The sequence below is a fragment of the Acinetobacter sp. 129952 genome (assembly GCF_056642055.1).
This window is the reverse complement of record NZ_JBWVSU010000007.1, coordinates 47,655-65,125: the sequence shown is the minus strand read 5'-3', so window position 1 is coordinate 65,125 and position 17,471 is coordinate 47,655. Positions and strand designations below refer to the sequence as shown.

The 17,471-nt window shown below is 36.4% G+C and carries 16 protein-coding genes and 2 tRNA genes; 10 read left to right on the top strand and 8 right to left on the bottom strand.

Annotation, left to right across the window (positions count from 1 at the left end; all coding sequences use genetic code 11):
• Positions 1-85: 85 nt before the first annotated feature.
• The 5 genes from AC1IR0_RS09470 to mzaE are packed head-to-tail and all read left to right on the top strand — an operon-like array spanning position 86 to position 9,465.
• The gene (locus tag AC1IR0_RS09470; RefSeq protein ID WP_005108371.1) at positions 86-2,350 is read left to right on the top strand and encodes a sigma-70 family RNA polymerase sigma factor; all 2,265 of its coding nucleotides are present in this window, start codon (positions 86-88) and stop codon (positions 2,348-2,350) included.
• On the top strand, positions 2,343-3,836 hold the full coding sequence (locus AC1IR0_RS09465; protein ID WP_005108372.1) for an ATP-binding protein: 1,494 nt from the start codon (positions 2,343-2,345) through the stop codon (positions 3,834-3,836). The genes AC1IR0_RS09470 and AC1IR0_RS09465 overlap by 8 nt, the downstream gene beginning before the upstream one ends.
• Positions 3,837-3,862: 26 nt before the next feature.
• Positions 3,863-6,688, top strand: coding sequence for a Z1 domain-containing protein (locus AC1IR0_RS09460; protein WP_005108373.1), 2,826 nt, complete (start codon positions 3,863-3,865; stop codon positions 6,686-6,688).
• Complete coding sequence (locus tag AC1IR0_RS09455; RefSeq protein ID WP_005108374.1) at positions 6,672-7,694, top strand: PD-(D/E)XK motif protein; 1,023 nt, start codon at positions 6,672-6,674, stop codon at positions 7,692-7,694. The genes AC1IR0_RS09460 and AC1IR0_RS09455 overlap by 17 nt, the downstream gene beginning before the upstream one ends.
• Positions 7,681-9,465: an MZA anti-phage system associated AIPR family protein MzaE gene (gene mzaE, locus AC1IR0_RS09450; protein WP_005108375.1), complete on the top strand. Its 1,785-nt coding sequence runs from the start codon at positions 7,681-7,683 to the stop codon at positions 9,463-9,465. Before AC1IR0_RS09455 ends, mzaE begins: the two co-directional genes overlap by 14 nt.
• Positions 9,466-9,819: 354 nt before the next feature.
• On the opposite strand, the gene AC1IR0_RS09445 is transcribed toward mzaE, so the two are convergent.
• From AC1IR0_RS09445 to AC1IR0_RS09420, 6 genes are all read right to left on the bottom strand, one after another.
• Positions 9,820-10,950, bottom strand: a complete 1,131-nt coding sequence (locus AC1IR0_RS09445) for a hypothetical protein (protein WP_005108376.1) — start codon at positions 10,948-10,950, stop codon at positions 9,820-9,822.
• 237 nt (positions 10,951-11,187) lie between these two features.
• On the bottom strand, positions 11,188-11,934 hold the full coding sequence (locus AC1IR0_RS09440; protein WP_004280946.1) for an ATP-binding protein: 747 nt from the start codon (positions 11,932-11,934) through the stop codon (positions 11,188-11,190).
• A 10-nt stretch (positions 11,935-11,944) separates the two neighbouring features.
• Positions 11,945-12,493 carry a DUF1376 domain-containing protein gene (locus AC1IR0_RS09435; RefSeq protein WP_184413275.1) on the bottom strand — a complete coding sequence of 183 codons (549 nt, stop codon included), beginning with the start codon at positions 12,491-12,493 and terminating at the stop codon, positions 11,945-11,947.
• 68 nt (positions 12,494-12,561) lie between these two features.
• The gene (locus AC1IR0_RS09430) at positions 12,562-12,810 is read right to left on the bottom strand and encodes a hypothetical protein (protein WP_005108379.1); all 249 of its coding nucleotides are present in this window, start codon (positions 12,808-12,810) and stop codon (positions 12,562-12,564) included.
• Positions 12,800-13,984 (bottom strand): Arm DNA-binding domain-containing protein, encoded by a 1,185-nt coding sequence (locus AC1IR0_RS09425; RefSeq protein ID WP_005108380.1) that lies wholly within the window; start codon positions 13,982-13,984, stop codon positions 12,800-12,802. Before AC1IR0_RS09425 ends, AC1IR0_RS09430 begins: the two co-directional genes overlap by 11 nt.
• Positions 13,985-13,997: 13 nt before the next feature.
• Entirely contained in the window at positions 13,998-14,213 is a 216-nt protein-coding gene (locus AC1IR0_RS09420; RefSeq protein ID WP_001054887.1) for a hypothetical protein, read from the bottom strand.
• A 110-nt stretch (positions 14,214-14,323) separates the two neighbouring features.
• Between AC1IR0_RS09420 and AC1IR0_RS09415 the strand changes: the two genes are divergently transcribed.
• Entirely contained in the window at positions 14,324-14,542 is a 219-nt protein-coding gene (locus AC1IR0_RS09415) for a helix-turn-helix domain-containing protein (protein WP_010588955.1), read from the top strand.
• A 388-nt stretch (positions 14,543-14,930) separates the two neighbouring features.
• On the opposite strand, the gene AC1IR0_RS09410 is transcribed toward AC1IR0_RS09415, so the two are convergent.
• Both AC1IR0_RS09410 and AC1IR0_RS09405 read right to left on the bottom strand, forming a co-directional pair.
• Positions 14,931-15,006: transfer RNA gene (locus AC1IR0_RS09410), tRNA-Gly, on the bottom strand.
• Positions 15,007-15,054: 48 nt separating this feature from the next.
• Positions 15,055-15,127, bottom strand: a tRNA-Gly gene (locus AC1IR0_RS09405).
• Positions 15,128-15,360: 233 nt separating this feature from the next.
• Between AC1IR0_RS09405 and AC1IR0_RS09400 the strand changes: the two genes are divergently transcribed.
• The 4 genes from AC1IR0_RS09400 (at position 15,361) to AC1IR0_RS09385 (ending at position 17,410) form a co-directional block, all read left to right on the top strand.
• Positions 15,361-15,669, top strand: coding sequence for a BolA family protein (locus AC1IR0_RS09400; protein ID WP_004280957.1), 309 nt, complete (start codon positions 15,361-15,363; stop codon positions 15,667-15,669).
• Between the two features lie 9 nt (positions 15,670-15,678).
• Positions 15,679-16,071, top strand: a complete 393-nt coding sequence (locus tag AC1IR0_RS09395) for a SirB2 family protein (protein WP_005245348.1) — start codon at positions 15,679-15,681, stop codon at positions 16,069-16,071.
• A gap of 96 nt (positions 16,072-16,167) precedes the next feature.
• Positions 16,168-17,004, top strand: coding sequence for a ParA family protein (locus tag AC1IR0_RS09390; protein WP_004280959.1), 837 nt, complete (start codon positions 16,168-16,170; stop codon positions 17,002-17,004).
• 13 nt (positions 17,005-17,017) lie between these two features.
• Positions 17,018-17,410, top strand: coding sequence for a hypothetical protein (locus AC1IR0_RS09385; RefSeq protein WP_085064705.1), 393 nt, complete (start codon positions 17,018-17,020; stop codon positions 17,408-17,410).
• Positions 17,411-17,471: the final 61 nt, after the last annotated feature.

Here is a 17,471-nt window from a genome sequence, read left to right as displayed (position 1 = left end):
GGTGCTATATTTATACTATTTTAGAAGAACCTAGATTACTAGCATTTAAAAATTGATGGTCTAGATTGAACTTTCCGGGATTATTATGAAAATCTCATATAAGACTAAGCCTTTGAGTCCTTTACTAAAAGCTACTATTAAAGCTGGTGCGTTAGACGCTGTAAAATTACAAATTGAAAGAGGGGCTCAATTAAATGCGGTAGATTCAGCGGGCCTTTCAGCCTTAATGTTAGCGGCAATTCTCAAACAACCAGATATTTTTCAGTATTTGATTGAAGCTGGAGCTTCTTTAGAATTGATCGACTCAAAAGGAATGTCGGCTATTGATTATGCAGAAGCAAGTGGTGTTGAAAAAATAAAGGAAATCATACGAGAGGTACAAAATAAGACAACAAAGGCTACTAGTGAGCAGAATCTTTCTGGTGAAGCAATCTCTGATCAAATTATAAATCAATCTACTGAATCTAAGATTGGGCAAGAAATAGTTAGTTTTAAGACGACAATTATTGAGTTCGAAGATAGTAAAGAAATAGAAAAGGAACAAAATTTAATACAGGATGTTGACAGTCACTTAGTAGATTTTAATTTTGAATTAGATGAAGATTTATCTTCTGATCCGGACTGGGCTTCAGATACGTCTGACCACTGGTGTGGTGATGAAGAAATCGAGGTTCCTGAGAATGACTTAGCTTGCTTGGTGGAAGCTGAAACAATTTATAATAAAATAGTTAATCATCAAATTCTTGATATAGATACGATTGATTGGTCAGATATTGAAATTGATCTACCTGTTAGTCAACAAAGAATAATAAATATAAAAGACGAATTTTCTCATTTATATTATTTGTTAATTCAAAGTACCATCAAAGGAATGGTTTCATATAGCCAAGTATTACAAGCTATTAAGAATGATATTGGTGAGACAGATATAGATACAGTACTGCCTGTGATTCTAAATTTGTTTGGTGATTTGGGTGTTTTGATAGAAGACTTTAAGCCGTTCGAAGCTAATTATGAAGATGATGATATTAATCCATCAGATAGCCTTATTGAAGATAGTTTAATTAATTTGAATTATGAACTGGAAGGCGATCTTTTCTCATTAAATATTTATTTTTCACAAATCCAAAAATTTGAATTAATTGAACGAGATGAGGAAGAAAGAATCGGCTTACAAATGAATATTACTTTGTTGGCCCTTGCCAAGAATATTGCTAATTTACCTGCTCATTATTGGTCAAAAGTAGTTGATATATTTGAAAATTCTTCTAATAAAGAAGAAAATAAACTGCTTGTTGAAGAAAGTGAAGTTGATGAGGAAATAAGTGTTAGTGATGAAATTAAAAATAATGAAATAAGTGAAATTGATAACGGAAATAGTTTAGAAACAAAAGAGAATAATGAGACTTTAAATTTCGGGGATATTGTAATTCAGCTAAGAAAAAATCATAAATCTTATGAAAGTAATCAATATATTCCACGTCCTAAAATTAAAGATTTAGACAAATTATTAAAAATTGTAGAAGAAGATTTTATTGATATCGATGCTAAAGAAATTATTCACCCTATTACCAAGTATAAAAAAGCTCGTGAAAAATTAATTAAGGCAAATTTCAGGTTAGTAAATTATTTTGCAAAAAAATATACGCTGTCTGGTGTGCCATTAGAGGACCTTATTCAGGAAGGTAATATAGGGTTATTAACTGCAGTTGATCGTTATGATTATCAATTGGGTTATAAATTTTCAACTTATGCAACTTGGTGGATAAAACAATCAATTACCAGAGCGATAGCTAATACTAATCGTTTGATTCGATTACCTGTACATATGTATGAATTAGTTAATTCTATTGAAATCGCAAGGCAGTCTCTGGAAGACGAAGGTTTACCAGTCACTATTTCATCACTGGCACATAAAGCCGAATGCTCAGAGCTGAATGTTAGAAAGGCAATAAGTGCTGATCATGCTGTAGTATTTTTTGATGATATCTTAGATGAAGAAAATAAATATTTAAAAGAGAATGAAATAATTAGCCCATTTTCAGGTCCTGAAGATGTGATCTTGGCAGCTGACTTAAGAAGGGCGATTTATAAACAGCTGGCTGAATTAGATGAGCGCCCAGCAAAAATCTTGGAACTAAGATTTGGTCTTAAAGATGATAATGATCTTACTCTTGAAGAGGTTGGTAGCCAATTTAATGTTACTCGAGAGCGTATCAGACAAATTGAAGCAAAAGCTTTAAAAAAATTAAGACATATTTCACGTTCTGAATATTTGGAACCTTTTATTACGTTTATAAAAGAAGATTTGAAAGAAGAAGAGAGTACGAAGGAAGGAAGTAATGCATAGCCATATTAAATCTCGTAATGCCCCCCCACAAGCAAGTGCAATGATCGAAGCTTTAAGAGGGTTGGGCTATAACACAGCGACTGCATTGGCTGACATTATTGATAACAGTATTAGTGCTGATGCAAATCATATTGATTTACTTTTTAACTGGGATGGTCAAAAGAGTCGAGTCATTGTTTGGGACAATGGTAATGGCATGAGTGCTGAAGAAATTGATAAGGCAATGAGATTAGGGGGGAGAAGTCCATTAGAACAAAGGGATGCCAAGGATCTGGGTCGTTTTGGTTTGGGGCTTAAGACTGCTTCATTTTCTCAATGTAGAAAATTGACTGTAATATCTTGTGGCAAGGATGGAACCCATAGTCTCAGATGGGATTTAGATGTCTTAGCCCGTCAACAGGATGGGGTGTGGCATTTATTGGAAGGCCCGTTTCCAGAGCTTGAGGATTTAACTAAAGATCTAAATCATGCTGGTCACGGAACAATGGTAATTTGGGAGGAGCTAGATAGAATTGTATCTTCAAAATTTACCGTTGATGACTGGTTGAATCTTATAGATCAGATCGAATCTCATTTATCTATGGTCTTTCACCGCTATCTGGAAATAAAAGAAAAACTTACTATCCGGATAAATGGAAAAGCAATTAAACCTTGGGACCCTTTTTTGTCAGGCCATCCATCAAAACCATGGAATTCACCAGTTCAGCCTTTTAAAAATACGCAGATTAAAATTGAATGTCATGTATTACCCCATAAGGATCGTCTAACTGCACAAGAGTTGAAAATAGCTGAAGGACCAAATGGGTGGATAGCTCAACAGGGTTTCTATGTTTATCGTAATGAACGATTAATAGTGGCAGGTAGCTGGTTAGGTCTTAAATCTTCTGATTCCCAAAGAAAAGCATGGGTCAAGGATGAAATCCATAAACTTGCAAGAATAAGGCTCGATATCCCAAATACAATGGATAAAGAGTGGGAAATTGATATTCGAAAAGCTGTTGCACGACCACCAGTATATTTACGAAAATGGTTGGCCAGTCATGCTGAAAATACAAGAAATAGGGCACGCAAGGTTTTTATTAACCGTGGACAAATTACTCAAACTACGATTGATAAGACCGAAGTTAAGCAAGCATGGAAGGCCGAACATTCAAAAAATGGGATGAGATATAAAATAGATTTGGATCATCCGGTTATTAATTCCGTATTAAATAAATCTGAGAATTTACTTCCAGAATTAAAACTTATGTTAAGAGTTATCGAGGAGACTGTACCAGTTCAAAGAATTTGGTTAGATACTGCAGAAAATAAAGAAGCACCATTAACAGGATTTTCTGGAGAATCATCAGAAGCAATTTTAGATATTCTAAAAACCTTATACCAAAACATGGTGCAAATTAAAGGAATATCTCCGGAAGAAGCAAAAATTAGCCTCCGAAAAACCGAACCATTTAATAAATATCCAAATCTAATTTCAACTTTATAAGAGTAATATTTTTAGAGAAATATTTTATGTCAAAAATATCTAAAGAAAATGAACAGCAGGTTATTCAAATTGTTCAAACCCTTTTACTTAATGTACAAGACAAATCTTTGATTACCACACAAATTTTAAATGAAAAAATAAATTTAGCTGTTTCATTAGATACTAAATACAAAGAAAATCTGGATAGAGATTACATTATAGAAGAGCTTATAAGGCGTTATAGTGTATGGATTGGGCAAAATAATATATTAGTTAATGATAATGGGCATATTCCTTGGTTGACGAATGAAAGAAAGAAAGAATGGAAATATTGGCAACGGTATAAAGAATGGCAAGATAAGAAATTGCCATGGATCGCTTTAAAAGCTCTGGATGATTCTACAGATACTATTTTAGGTTTACTTGAGGACCCTGAAAGAACTGATCCTTGGGATAGACGAGGATTAGTGGTTGGCCATGTGCAATCAGGTAAGACGGGGAATTTTACTGGATTAATATGTAAAGCAGCTGATGCAGGTTATAAGATTATTATTGTCTTAGCTGGAATGCATAATAACTTGCGGGCTCAAACCCAAATGCGTTTAGATGAAGGTTTCTTGGGTTATGAAACACATCCTGATCCAGATAAAATTAGAATTATTGGAGTTGGAAATATTGATTCTGGAGTTGCAAGACCTAATTATGTGACGAATAGAACTGAAAAAGGGGATTTTAATAATAAACTGGCAAATGGTACTGGTATTAGCCCAGAGCAACGCCCATGGTTATTTGTTGTTAAAAAAAATAAAACAGTCTTAAAGCGACTGCATAAATGGATTCATGATCATGTCGCAAATACAACTGATCAAGAAACAAAACGAAAAATTGTCACAAATCTTCCCCTTCTTATCATTGATGACGAAGCTGACCATGCTTCGGTTGATACAGGCGAACAGATATTTAATGATTCTGGTATTCCTGATGAAGATTATCAGCCAAAAGCGATTAATAGTCTCATAAGACAAATACTTCATTTATTCACACGAAAAGCATATGTGGGATATACAGCTACACCATTTGCTAATATCTATATTCATGAACACGCGGAAACAAAGCTTGAAGGAAAAGATCTCTTTCCAGAATCATTTATTTTGAATCTGGCTGCCCCCTCAAACTATATTGGCCCTTCTAGAGTATTTGGGATTAATGAAGGCACCGATATAAGAAAAGATCAGCTACCAATAATTCATGAGGTGGATGATCATAATTCTGATGATGGATTAACTGGATGGATGCCAATAAAGCATAAAAGTGATCATAAACCTTATCATGAATCAGAATTTGGTATTCCTTTATCTCTTGTAAAAGCAATAGATACATTTGTTATTGCTTGCGTAGTTCGGCAAGTACGTAAACAAGGCGATGAGCATACATCAATGCTAATTCATGTAACTCGTTTTAATGCCGTTCAAAAAGAAGTATTTGAGAAAGTAGATGAATATATAAAAAAAATAAGTCAGAGACTAATTAGAAAAATTGAGAATCAGGAGATATTATCTAGGTTTAAAGAACTTTGGGAAAGTGATTTCATTCCTACCAATATAACAATGAATGAAGAAGTACCTGATTTGTGTTCTGAATCTTTGCCAGCTTGGGAGACAATAGAACAGATTCTGCCAGAGGTGATCGAACAAATAAATGTACGGATGATCAATGGAACAGCAAAAGATGCTCTTGATTATGCAGATAGTGCAGAGGGATTAAAAGTCATTGCTATTGGTGGTGATAAGTTAGCACGTGGTCTAACTCTGGAGGGATTATGTGTTAGTTATTTTTTACGTGCATCTAGAATGTATGACACATTAATGCAAATGGGAAGATGGTTTGGGTATCGTGGAGGATATCTTGATCTCTGTCGACTTTATACTCCTTCTGAATTAGTTGAATGGTTTGAACATATTGCAGATGCCTCTTTAGAATTGAGAGAAGAATTCAATCTTATGGTAGATAGTGGAGGTACACCACGAGATTATGGACTAAAAGTGCAGTCACATCCTGTATTAATGGTTACGTCCCCCCTAAAAATGAGAACTGCAAAGTCTTTATATTTATCATTTAGTGGAACTGTAAGTGAAACAGTAAGCTTTATGAAAGATGAGAAAATTCTAAAAAATAATTTTGAAGCTTTAAGTTACCTGATCAGCACCTTGGGGAAACCATCTAAAACTCCTATGCGGCTCCGTAATAATCCTACAGATAATAAATCTACTTCTAATAATTATTATTGGGAAAACGTTGAGCATATACATATTCTCGATTTCCTTGATCATTATCAAACTCATCCAGAATCTCTCAAAGCTAACAGTAAAATGTTAAAAAAATTTATTGAAAGCATGGCTGAACAGGGAGAGTTAAAATCATGGAATATTGCATTAATGGGAGGAAGTATTACACGTTCACCTATACAATTATCGGATTCAATTATAGTAAAAAAAGCTGAACGTAAAAGTAACGGGAAGCATGAGGATAGATATGCAATCCGTAGGTTATTATCACCTAGTGATGAAGCATTGGATTTGAACCCAGATGAATGGGCTGAAGCATTGGAAATTGCTTCCCAACATAAAGAAGAGGGAGCTGAAAAAAATAATAATTATCCTAGTGGAATTAGTTGTCGTCTTGTTCGTGGTAAAAATAGACCAGAAACAGGTTTATTAATTATATATTTGCCAGAAGACTCTAAACTTTCTGAGGTGAAAGAAATACCTTATGTAGGTTTTGCATGCAGTTTTCCTCACAGTAATTTAGATAAAAAAGTTGAATATAAAGTAAACAATATTGAATGGGAGAACCTCTATGGGGCTGCAAATTGATCAACAACAGATATTAGTAGCTTGGAAAGCTTTATCTTCAACAGATAATCAGGAGGGATGGGTTACTTTTCCTCTATATAAACATAGTAATTGGTCTTTTTTGGCAAGTTACAATCTTTTAAAACGTGAGGAAGCAATTTTTCTGGATATCAATTACTCCCAGATTCTCGAATCAAGGATTACCTTACCTATAGCTCAAGGTTTTAGGGTACAAAGGTTTAATGAGGCGGCAAGAAAAGGTTTTGCTCTTGTACGGCAAGTAGATGGTGATCTGGATTTATTCACAAAGATGATTGTGGATGTATGTAACACAATAATTCAATATCAGGACTTGAATGAAAATAAACTAGTTTCTGTATTTATTAATAGAATTTATGCTTGGCTTTCTTTTATGTCGAAAGGGGAGCGAGAGCTCTCTCAGGAGGCGGAATTAGGTTTAATAGGGGAGTTAGAGGTAATATTGAGTTTAATTTCCTTAAATCTACCTATCTCAGAAGTATTAAATGCTTGGAAAGGGCCTCTGGATGGCTTAAAAGACTTTGAAATGGGTTCTGGTGCTATAGAAACTAAAAGTACATTATCAAATCAAGGTTTTGTTGCAAAAATTAATTCACTCGAACAATTAGATGATAGTGAGAAATCACCACTATTTTTAAATGGCTATCGTTTTTCTCTAAATTCAGCAGGTAAAACATTAACTGAACGAATTAATTTAATTCGTGAGCAGTTAAATGATTATCCAGCTGAACTTTCTAGGTTTAATAACCTTTTGTTGAGAATTGGATATCTGGAAAGTGAGAAAGAAAACTATATCCGTAAATTTAAAACTGAAAACTCGTTTTTTTGGTTGGTTGATGAAAATTTTCCACGATTAGTACCTGGGAATATCGCTGTAAATATAAGACATGCTAAATATGAAATAGATTTAACACCCTTTATAAACCAGTCTATTGATTTAAGTTTAGTTCTTCAGAAATTAGGAATTGGAAATTGTGGAATTAATTGATTTTTTAAAAAATATTCAGAGTGATGTACAAACTGAAATATCTACACGAACTGAAGAATCAGATCAACAAGGTTTATATGCAGAAGTTATATTTACTGAAATTGTTACTCAGCACATGTCAGAAATTGGTATGACATTCGAGCCTGAGATGTGTCGTTATTATGCAAATATACAAGGTATACTCCGTTTAAGCGGCTTTGCAATATCTGAAGAAGCCGATCAATTAGATCTATATGTTACTGAATATAGTGGCAATAACGAATTAGAAAATATTCCTGATTCAGAAATTAAAGCAGCAGCAGAACGCTGTTTGAGATTTCTCAAATACTGTGTTGAAAAAAAGCTATCTTCAAAAATGGATGAGTCTCATGAAGCATACCCATTAGTTCGTACGATAGAAGATGGTTATTCTCAATTTGAACAGATAAGGATTTATGTATTAACAGACAGAGTGGCAAAAACTCGTCAATTTCAAAGTAGAGAAATACAAGGTAAAACAATAAAACTTGAAGTTATTGATATATCAAGGCTATTTAATCACCTGCAAGAAGGTAAACCTAGGGATGAACTCATTGTGAATTTTGAACATGTTTCTGGTAGTCCACTTCCATGTGTGTGGGTTCCAAATGAGCATGGAGAGTATGATTATGCAATGACTGTAATTCCTGGAGAGGCTTTAAGATATGTATATGAAAAATATGGTCCACGTATTCTAGAGGCAAACGTTAGATCTTTTTTAAGTCAGACAGGAAAAGTAAATAAAGGTATCCGTGATACTTTAATTGATCAGCCAGAACGTTTCATGGCTTACAATAATGGCGTGGTAATTATCGCAGATGAAGCACATTTAGGCAGATTAGAAAACGGTGGAATTGGTATCTCTTGGTTAAAGGGAATGCAAATCGTAAATGGAGGACAAACAACAGCTTCCATGTTCTTTACCAAGAAAAAAAATCCAGCAGTTAACCTGAAAGCTGTGCATGTACCTGCGAAAATCATTGTTTTAAGAAAAACAGATCCTCTGGAAGAAGAGCAACTGATTTCAGATATTTCACGCTATGCGAATAGCCAAAATGCAGTCAAGCAATCGGATCTTTCAGCGAATAAACCTTATCATATTAATCTTGAAAAGTTAGCACTATCAACTTATTGCCCTGATGGTGTAAGCCGATGGTTCTATGAAAGAGCTGGGGGAAGCTATAAAGTAATGCTTGAGCGTGAGGGCAAAACTCCTGCTGGCATTAAACGTATACAGGAACTTATACCTACCAGCAGAAAAATTACTAAAACTGAATTAGCCAAATATGTTTGTGCATGGGAGCAAAAGCCTGATCTGGTGAGTTTGGGGGGACAAAAGAACTTTACTGCATTTATGAATATGATCCAGTCGACCGATGAGGATAAGCAGTTACAATTTGATGTCACCTATTATAAAAATATTATTGCACAAACCATTATATTCAAAACTGCACAGAAAGTTATCAGGTCAAAATTTCCTGCTTTCCAAGCTAATATAACTGCATATACAGTAGCCATTGTGTCTCAAAAAATTGGAAGCCGTATTAACTTTCAAAAAATCTGGTTAAATCAAAAGCTTTCTGAAGGACTTGTTAAACAGATTCTGATTTGGTCAGAGGAAGTTAATAAATACTTGCATGAAACTGCCAAAGGAAGGATGATTTCTGAATGGGCGAAGAAAAATGAATGCTGGGAATTATTATCTCAATATGAATATTCAGAAAATAATCTTGATATTGAGGAGCTAAAGTAACCTAATTTTAATAGTTAAAATTAAATTCTTCAGGCCTCTTTTTTTGACTGTCTTTGTGAGATGAATGTAGAAAATTATGGAATATCGATTTTAAAGAGTCGGAAATTAAATACTATTTCATCTCATTAATTTATTGGAGTTGCCTTCATAAATATTGTCTCTAATTCAAGTATTATATTGATGCCCTAAAAAATTAATAAAAACAGCTTCTAAAATTTTAGAAGCTATAATCAATTTTTCTGCTAGATTGAAATAAATAGGCTTATGAAATTTACTTGTATGCTTAATGTTAACAGTTCAAGTAATATCTCTAATATCTGACTCTCATTATAAAAGAATGATAAATTCTTTTAATCATGAAACAAGAGTCAGATTCTTGATAATATTAGATATTTCTTCACTGATTATAATATCTACATCATTATTATCCTGAACATTTAAAGGCTTTTTCTCTATAGTAAACAGGTCTTTAAGTATTTTTATAGTGAGAGTGTTTTGAGGTGAGGTAGAAAGTCGAAAGATGGATTCATCCAGCATAGCATTTAACTTTTTAATCTCATTTTCAGAAGTATTTTGTTTTATAGAAACTAGATACGCACGATATAGGATTGCAATAGTATTTTTATATTTCATAAATGCATGCATATTTACTTTCCCACGTTGCATAGAAGACATAATCATATCTCTGCAGGTGATCCTCTTATTTGACAAGTCAAAATCAGCATGAGTAAGTAAATCTCGAATTTCACGTTGAATATGTGCTTTGTTAAAGTAAGGTAAACTGGTTTCAATCGCTTTTTTAAGATTTTTAGGGGTTAAGTCAGCCTTCTTATTAGCCAAGCTTGAAAAATCATAACCTTTCGAACTATCTGCATATACCAAAGCATTACTGCGTGTCATCATTGTAAGAGCTGACCAGAATTGATAATTTATTTCAGATCTAAGTTCAGGGCCAAGATTGAGAGCTGTGTAGTTTTTATAAATATAAAAAATATCATCAAGATTTTTTAAAAGTTCAGAGGCAACAGCTACCTCAGACTTAACAGGATTGGGATTAAATTCAATTCCAATCATGGAAGAGATTAAAAAGCCGAACAGGCGAGCCATGTCTTGATTTTCAATAATGGATTCATAGTTATATTCTTGAGCAAAAGTATCCATTGCAGTTTGTGCCAATGCTTCGTATAAATTTGAATCTTGTACTGGATCTAATTTACCTTTAATAGCCACAGAAACATCAGGATGTATGAAACTGGTGAATAAACCCGATGCAATATTAAATTCAGCATCAGATTTAAGAAGCTCATTCATCATAAGAACACGGATAAAATATTCTGTATTCTTAATATTTTTAGCAGTTGGTACCAAGTTAATAACAGCATAAGTAAATCTTGGATCGCCCGTTTCCATATAAGAGACTTTTTTAACTTCATAGGGATGACGATAGTTCTTAACTGGTATTAGCTTAAAAATTGGCTCTAACATAATGATTTCTTGGGAACTCTGAATTTTAATAGTGTAATTTAGGTAGGGTAGGTATCAACTTGATGGATGATCTGCATAATCCATAAGAGGCAGTATTCGTATAAAGAACCTTTTTACCCAATTTTATCAAATAAAACTACCATTTATCTAAAATATAATATTAATGCAATTTTGAAAAATCTGATTATAAAAAGCCAATTATTTCAGTGAGATAATTGGCTTAAGTAAAGAGTCGTATTATTTGGTTATCCGCTGATCATCCCAATAACATGGCACTACAATCAAATTGTTCTCATGTAATCGTGACCATAATCGGACACCTAAATCCCGCTGCATATTTTGGACTGTGAAATTGGAAATTAGCAGAGTCGACTTCATACTGTCATAACGGCTATATAAAACCTTATGTACCATTTCTAGACGTTTTTCATGCCGGTCATGCAGGCCATATTCATCTATCACTAATAAATCAAAACTGGAGAAATGGTCGATAACTTGCTTCTCAGAACGTGAAGCATCTGACCAGGTATCCATCATTTTTTGAGCAATTTCTGCACTGGTATAGTAGCGTGCAGATTTTGTACTGTTATGTAGAATGTTGCGAATGATTGATGCACTCAGATGGGTTTTACCTGTACCCGGTGTACCAATCATCAACATGTTCGGGTTGTGGTCAGAAATAATCTGCTGTGCAAAGGCCTGACATAGCTTGATGGTATTGTCTTGTTCAGGGCATGCAACTACATAATTCTTGAAGCCACGATCCAGGTAGCGTTTATTGAGCCCTGAATTTTTAATTTTCTGTTGTAGCAATCGCTGTTGCAATTCATCCTCATAGGCTGCATGTGAGTGATGGACGTTTTCTTTGGCACACAATTTACAGAGCCTGTGACCTGCAATTTCCATCAGGGGTATATGATGGGTAGGGCAAAGTGTTTCCGTTGTTTCTGCGCGAAACTGGAGTGTTTTAAGCATGGTATTCATGGCTGATCTCCTAAATCCATTTTGAATTTTCTAAAAAACTCTCATTTTTTTCTTCAAAATTTGAAGATGAAGATGAAGATGAAGATGAAGATGAAGATGAAGATGAAGGGCATGATTCAAGCATGACTTGAGTAATACTCGGGCTCTTCTCAAGAGTTGCTTGAGCATTTACTTTGCGTTGCTTGGCTGATGCTTGAGCATTACTTGCGGATTTCCCCCAACGTGCTTGGGCTGCATTTTTAGCTTTATCAGATTTCATTTGCTGATTTTGCAATGCCTGGCTTTTTAAACTGGTTAAAAAATTTGAATGAATCTCCTCAGATTCGATTTCAAACAATTCCAGGGCCAACAGTGTATTCAACAAAGTTTTAGCCTTGGTATGTTGCGATAATTTCGTGATGCTACATACAGTAGCTAGGTCATGAGGAATGGCACCATTTTTCCAGAAATCCATCATTAACAGCAGTGCCGCACCAATTTGTTCTGCCGTCATTCGTGCAAATTTTGCCTGTAGGTCGCCAATATAGAGTGGCATCCAAATTGAAATATCTTTATGCATGTGTTCACCTTTTTATAGGTATAGAGGGGCTAAGGTCATCGATTTGATGACCTTTTATGTTTGTTTTATTAGTGAGCTAGGCTCATTAACCGGAAACGGGCCTGTTGAGCCAAGTCATCGTAATGAGCTTGCCCTTCATCCAGCATTCGCTGTAGCCAGAGTCTTAATGCTTGGTGATCATCGAAGCATTTATTGATTTCCAGCAAAAAGGCCAGATTGTGCAGTTTGGGAATGTGTAACTCTTGAATGAGTTCACGCGCGACCATATCTGCTTCTGGACTAACGACTACGCCACCAAAGAAAGCTTTACTGTTCATGGGCAAGCTCCTCTGTATTTAGTCTCTCCAGCATGGCTTCAAAAGCACTACCATCGCGACGTGTAACATTCGGAATGTAGCGGCTATAGACTCGAAACAGCATTTCAGTGGTTGAATGTCCCAGCTGGCGTGCGATCCATTCCGGGTTCTCGCCTGCCGACAACCAGAGTGTTGCTGCGGTATGACGTGTTTGATAAGCACGACGGGGCTTTAGCCCTAAAAAGCGTAGCAGGGGATGCCAGACACGCTTGTTTACCAAGCGATAATCGAGAGGCCCACCATCACGATTGCAGAAAACAAAACTGGATTTACCATTATTTAAGCTTTTCTGTTGCAGAAAGGCCTGATAAACCCGATCACTCATTTGGATGGTGCGGTCAGAACCATAAGTTTTGGTTCCACCAAGCTCTCCATTTACTAACGCTTCTCTGACATGGATTTCACGACGTGGTAAGTCCACATTTTTCCATTGCAAGCCATCGATCTCACTGGTGCGCATACCTGTGAAAAATCGAACAGTATAATAAGGCTTGAAATCATCACGAACTGTGGCAAGGATTGCGTGTACTTCCTTTAATGAAAAAGGTGTTACTTCAATCTTTCCTTGCTTTAAGTTCTTGATATTTTTATAAGGGCTATCAAAGTCATATCGTTCAGCAGCACTATCGAGTATCATGCGAAGTGCTATCATAATCTGGTTGATTCTTGATGGTGAAAGACATTCTTGGTTTTTCCCGTGAGTCACTTTGGCGAGGGATGCGCGGAATCCAAGAATGTCTGACTTTTTAATATTAATTACCGGAATTGTGCCAAAAAAAGGGATTAAGTACTTTTTGATCACAATTTGAATTTTTCCCTTGTAGCTCGTACGCCATTCTATTTCTTTATCAGTGAACCAGATTTCACAGAATTTTGAAAATAGAGGTGTTTTAGAGCTGATCTCATTTACTCTGTTTTCTGCATTTTTGATTTCTTTCAAACGAGAACTTTTTGGAAAGTATTTAGCATAGTCAAAAATACCCAATAAGATTTCTGCTTCCATTCGCTCAATCGCTTTTTCAAGCTTTTTGCGATTTTGAGCATTGTCTTCCAGAGCTGTTGTTTCACGACAACGGATGTTTAAGTATCGAAAATCGACACATAACTTACCGTATCTGGTACGGATGGCAGCCATAATAATATTCTCCTTACTGAAGTTGTAGGCTGTGTAGCGAGCCTAAAGTGGTTTTGGTCATATCTTCTTCAATACGCTCCCATACATATAAAATTTTGCGTCCACCAAAAGGGCGGATGTAATGAATGCCTTCGATTAGAACACTGTCCTTCAACTGATTACGGATGGTACGCTCGTTGTAATGGATTCGTTCCGCCAGTTCTTTTGTAGTAATATAAGTAAGATTCATGTCTGTATCCTTTTATAAAGTATCACAATGGTGTTATTTAAGGTCACAATGCAATAATAGATGCATTTAAGACACCATGCAAGTACTTTATTACACAATGGTGGTAATTAATGATAGTTTGTAACTTGCCAGTACTTTTGGCAGAACGAAGAATGAAAGTAGCGGATGTAGTGCGGGCGACTGGAATGAGTAAGACAACATTACATAAGTTATATAATGGTCAATCGACTCGAATAGATTTTGAAACGTTAGAGAAATTGTGTGTATTGCTTAATGTTGAAGTGGGTGATTTATTAAAATTTAAGAAAAATGAAGAGCAAAATGATTGATTGAAAGAGAATAAAATTGAGTTTTTTATCATAAGTAAATGTTTTAATTATGTATTTTTGGTGACCAAATTTGGTCACCATAAAAATTAATAAAATAAAAAATACTAAAATTGATGGAAAAAATAGAAATCAAGTGTATGGGGGAGGTGTTCTGATTATTTATAATGAAATTGATTAAAAAAATACCAAAATAGTGAATGTGTTGATTTGTATATGATAAAGGGAAGGCACGTTTAGGACACTTTTGGTCACGCACCAGCTTCAAAAAACACGTTGTCTAAAAATTTTAGAACTTCTTCCAAAGCTAGAACAGAGAGGTTTTAGAAAAAATATTATTAATAATCAACAATAAAAAAGCCCCCATCTTTCGATGAGGGCTTTTTGAATCTGGAGCGGGAAAGGAGACTCGAACTCCCGACCCCAACCTTGGCAAGGTTATGCTCTACCAACTGAGCTATTCCCGCGGAGTCTATAAAGTTTTTTAAATGAAAAAACTAAATGAAAAAATTTTGAGCGGGAAAGGAGACTCGAACTCCCGACCCCAACCTTGGCAAGGTTATGCTCTACCAACTGAGCTATTCCCGCATGCCGTGTATAATACAGCATGCAAAAATGTGGTCAACACCTTTGTTAAAAATCTTGCATCAATTGCATAAAATAAAAGCAAAATGCTGTAGACCAGACAATAAATAACCAATATTCATATAAAAATCAATAAATTTTCGCCACAATCAACGGATTGCATCTGAACAGATTACCGAAATACTCGGCAGAACAAGGTATACTGAGACCATATTTTTGAAGATTGGAGTCAGGCCATGAGCTTAGAACAACAACTGAAAGATCGTTTGGCGCAATTATCCCCAACCCATTTGGAAGTGGTGAATGAGTCTTCGGGTCATGGTGGTTATTTCCCGGGAAAAGAATCGCATTTTAAAACCGTGATTGTGAGTCAGGCATTTGCCGGTTTGCGCCCCGTCCAGCGTCATCAGAAAGTTTATGCTGCTGCGGGTGATCTGCTGTCAAAAGACAAGATTCATGCGCTGGCCATTCATGCATTTTTGCCTGAAGAATGGGCAGGTCAGGATACGACCAGTCCTGCTTGTGCACACGCACCTAAAAACTAAGAGGAAATGATGGAAACCCAACTTTTAGTCAAGATTATCCATATGTCGGTAGCAGGACTGGCGATTGTCGCCATTCTTGCCCGTGCCTTGACCTTGTTTGTCGGCACACAGGGAAATATGCCTAATCCGGTAGCACGTACAGCGCTAGTCGCTTTACAGCATTTAGCTATCACGGTGATTGCACTGACCGGTATAGTATCGCTCGTCCTGAAAGACTTTGATGTACAGCCTTGGTTCTATGCCAAAGTCATTTTATTTTTGGTGCTGGTGTCCTCGCTAGGCAAAGCCTATAAAAAAGATGATTCGATCTTGCTGTCGCAGCGTCGGGCTGGCTTAGTTATTGCTGTAGTTTCATTGGTGTCTATTCTGGCTTTGGTGATGATCAAGCCGAATTTTGGCTAAAAGCAGGCTGGCTGTGATGATCAGCACAGCCAGTCCATGCAAATAATTAGAAAATACAAATGTTGTAAAAGTAATTAAAAATGTGAGGAGGGGGACATGCGTACACGTGTGGTATTTAATCAAAAGGGTGGGGTAGGCAAGTCGAGTATTACTGTCAATCTGGCAGCGATCAGTGCACATCAGGGTCTAAAAACCTTATTGATTGACCTGGATCCGCAGGCCAACTCTAGCCAGTATGTGCTGGGTGATGATGCGACGTATTCTAGTGACAAGCCGGCACTCGAACCGAATATCGAAAACTATTTTGAAGATGTACTCGGTAATCAGCAAAGCAAGGGCTTGCTTGGTAATGCGATTGGCTCGATTTTAAAAAGTCGTAGCAAAGGTCTGGAAAGCTATGTGCATCAATCTTCTTTTAAACATCTGGATGTTATTCCGGCTAGCCCGACACTGGGTGCATTGGCCCATGCACTGGAGTCCAAGCACAAGATTTATAAGCTACGAGATGCCTTGCAACAACTGTCGGGGCATTATGACCGGGTATTTATTGATACACCGCCTGCATTCAATTTCTTTACCCTCTCTGCTCTCATTGCGGCGAACCGCGTGCTGATTCCATTTGACTGTGATGTATTTTCTAAACGTGCCCTACAGACCCTGATTGAAAATGTCATTGAAACCCAGGATGACCATAATGAAGGGCTGGAAATCGAAGGGATTGTCGTGAACCAGTTTCAGGCACAGGCCAAATTACCGCGTGAAGTGGTACAACAGCTCAAAGATGAAGGCTTACCGGTCCTCGACAGTATGTTGCCACCCTCGATCTTGATGAAAGAATCTCATCAGAAAAATCAGCCTTTGATTCATTTGGCTACTGATCATAAATTGACTCAGGCCTATCAATCGTTGTTCAATGAGATAGAGCAGAATTAAGATCGAGTTAACTATGAAACTTGTGAAAATAAGCCTGAGTATTGCTGCACTTGCATTACTGAGTGCCTGTGCAACGACGGTAAAACCGACTTATGTGTCGCCAACCTTGTATCAGACCTTGGGTTGCTCGCAACTACAGGGTGAATATAACCGTATTCAACAGTATATCGACAATGGCGTTGAACCACCGAAACGTACTGGTGTCGGTGTGGGCGTTGGTCTCGGCGGTGGTTGGGGCAGTCGCGGTGGCTGGGGTATTGGCCCGAGTATTTCAGTCAATATGGGACAGTCATCCGATACCAAAAGAACCGAACTGGCACGGCTTTTAGGCGAGCAGGAAGCGATTGTACAGGCCGCGCGTTATAAAAACTGTCCGATCATCGTTCGGCAGGCGACGCCTAAATAAATCATTTAACATTAAACGGATAAATGCTGACTTCAGGTCGGCATTTTTTATTGCTTTAAAC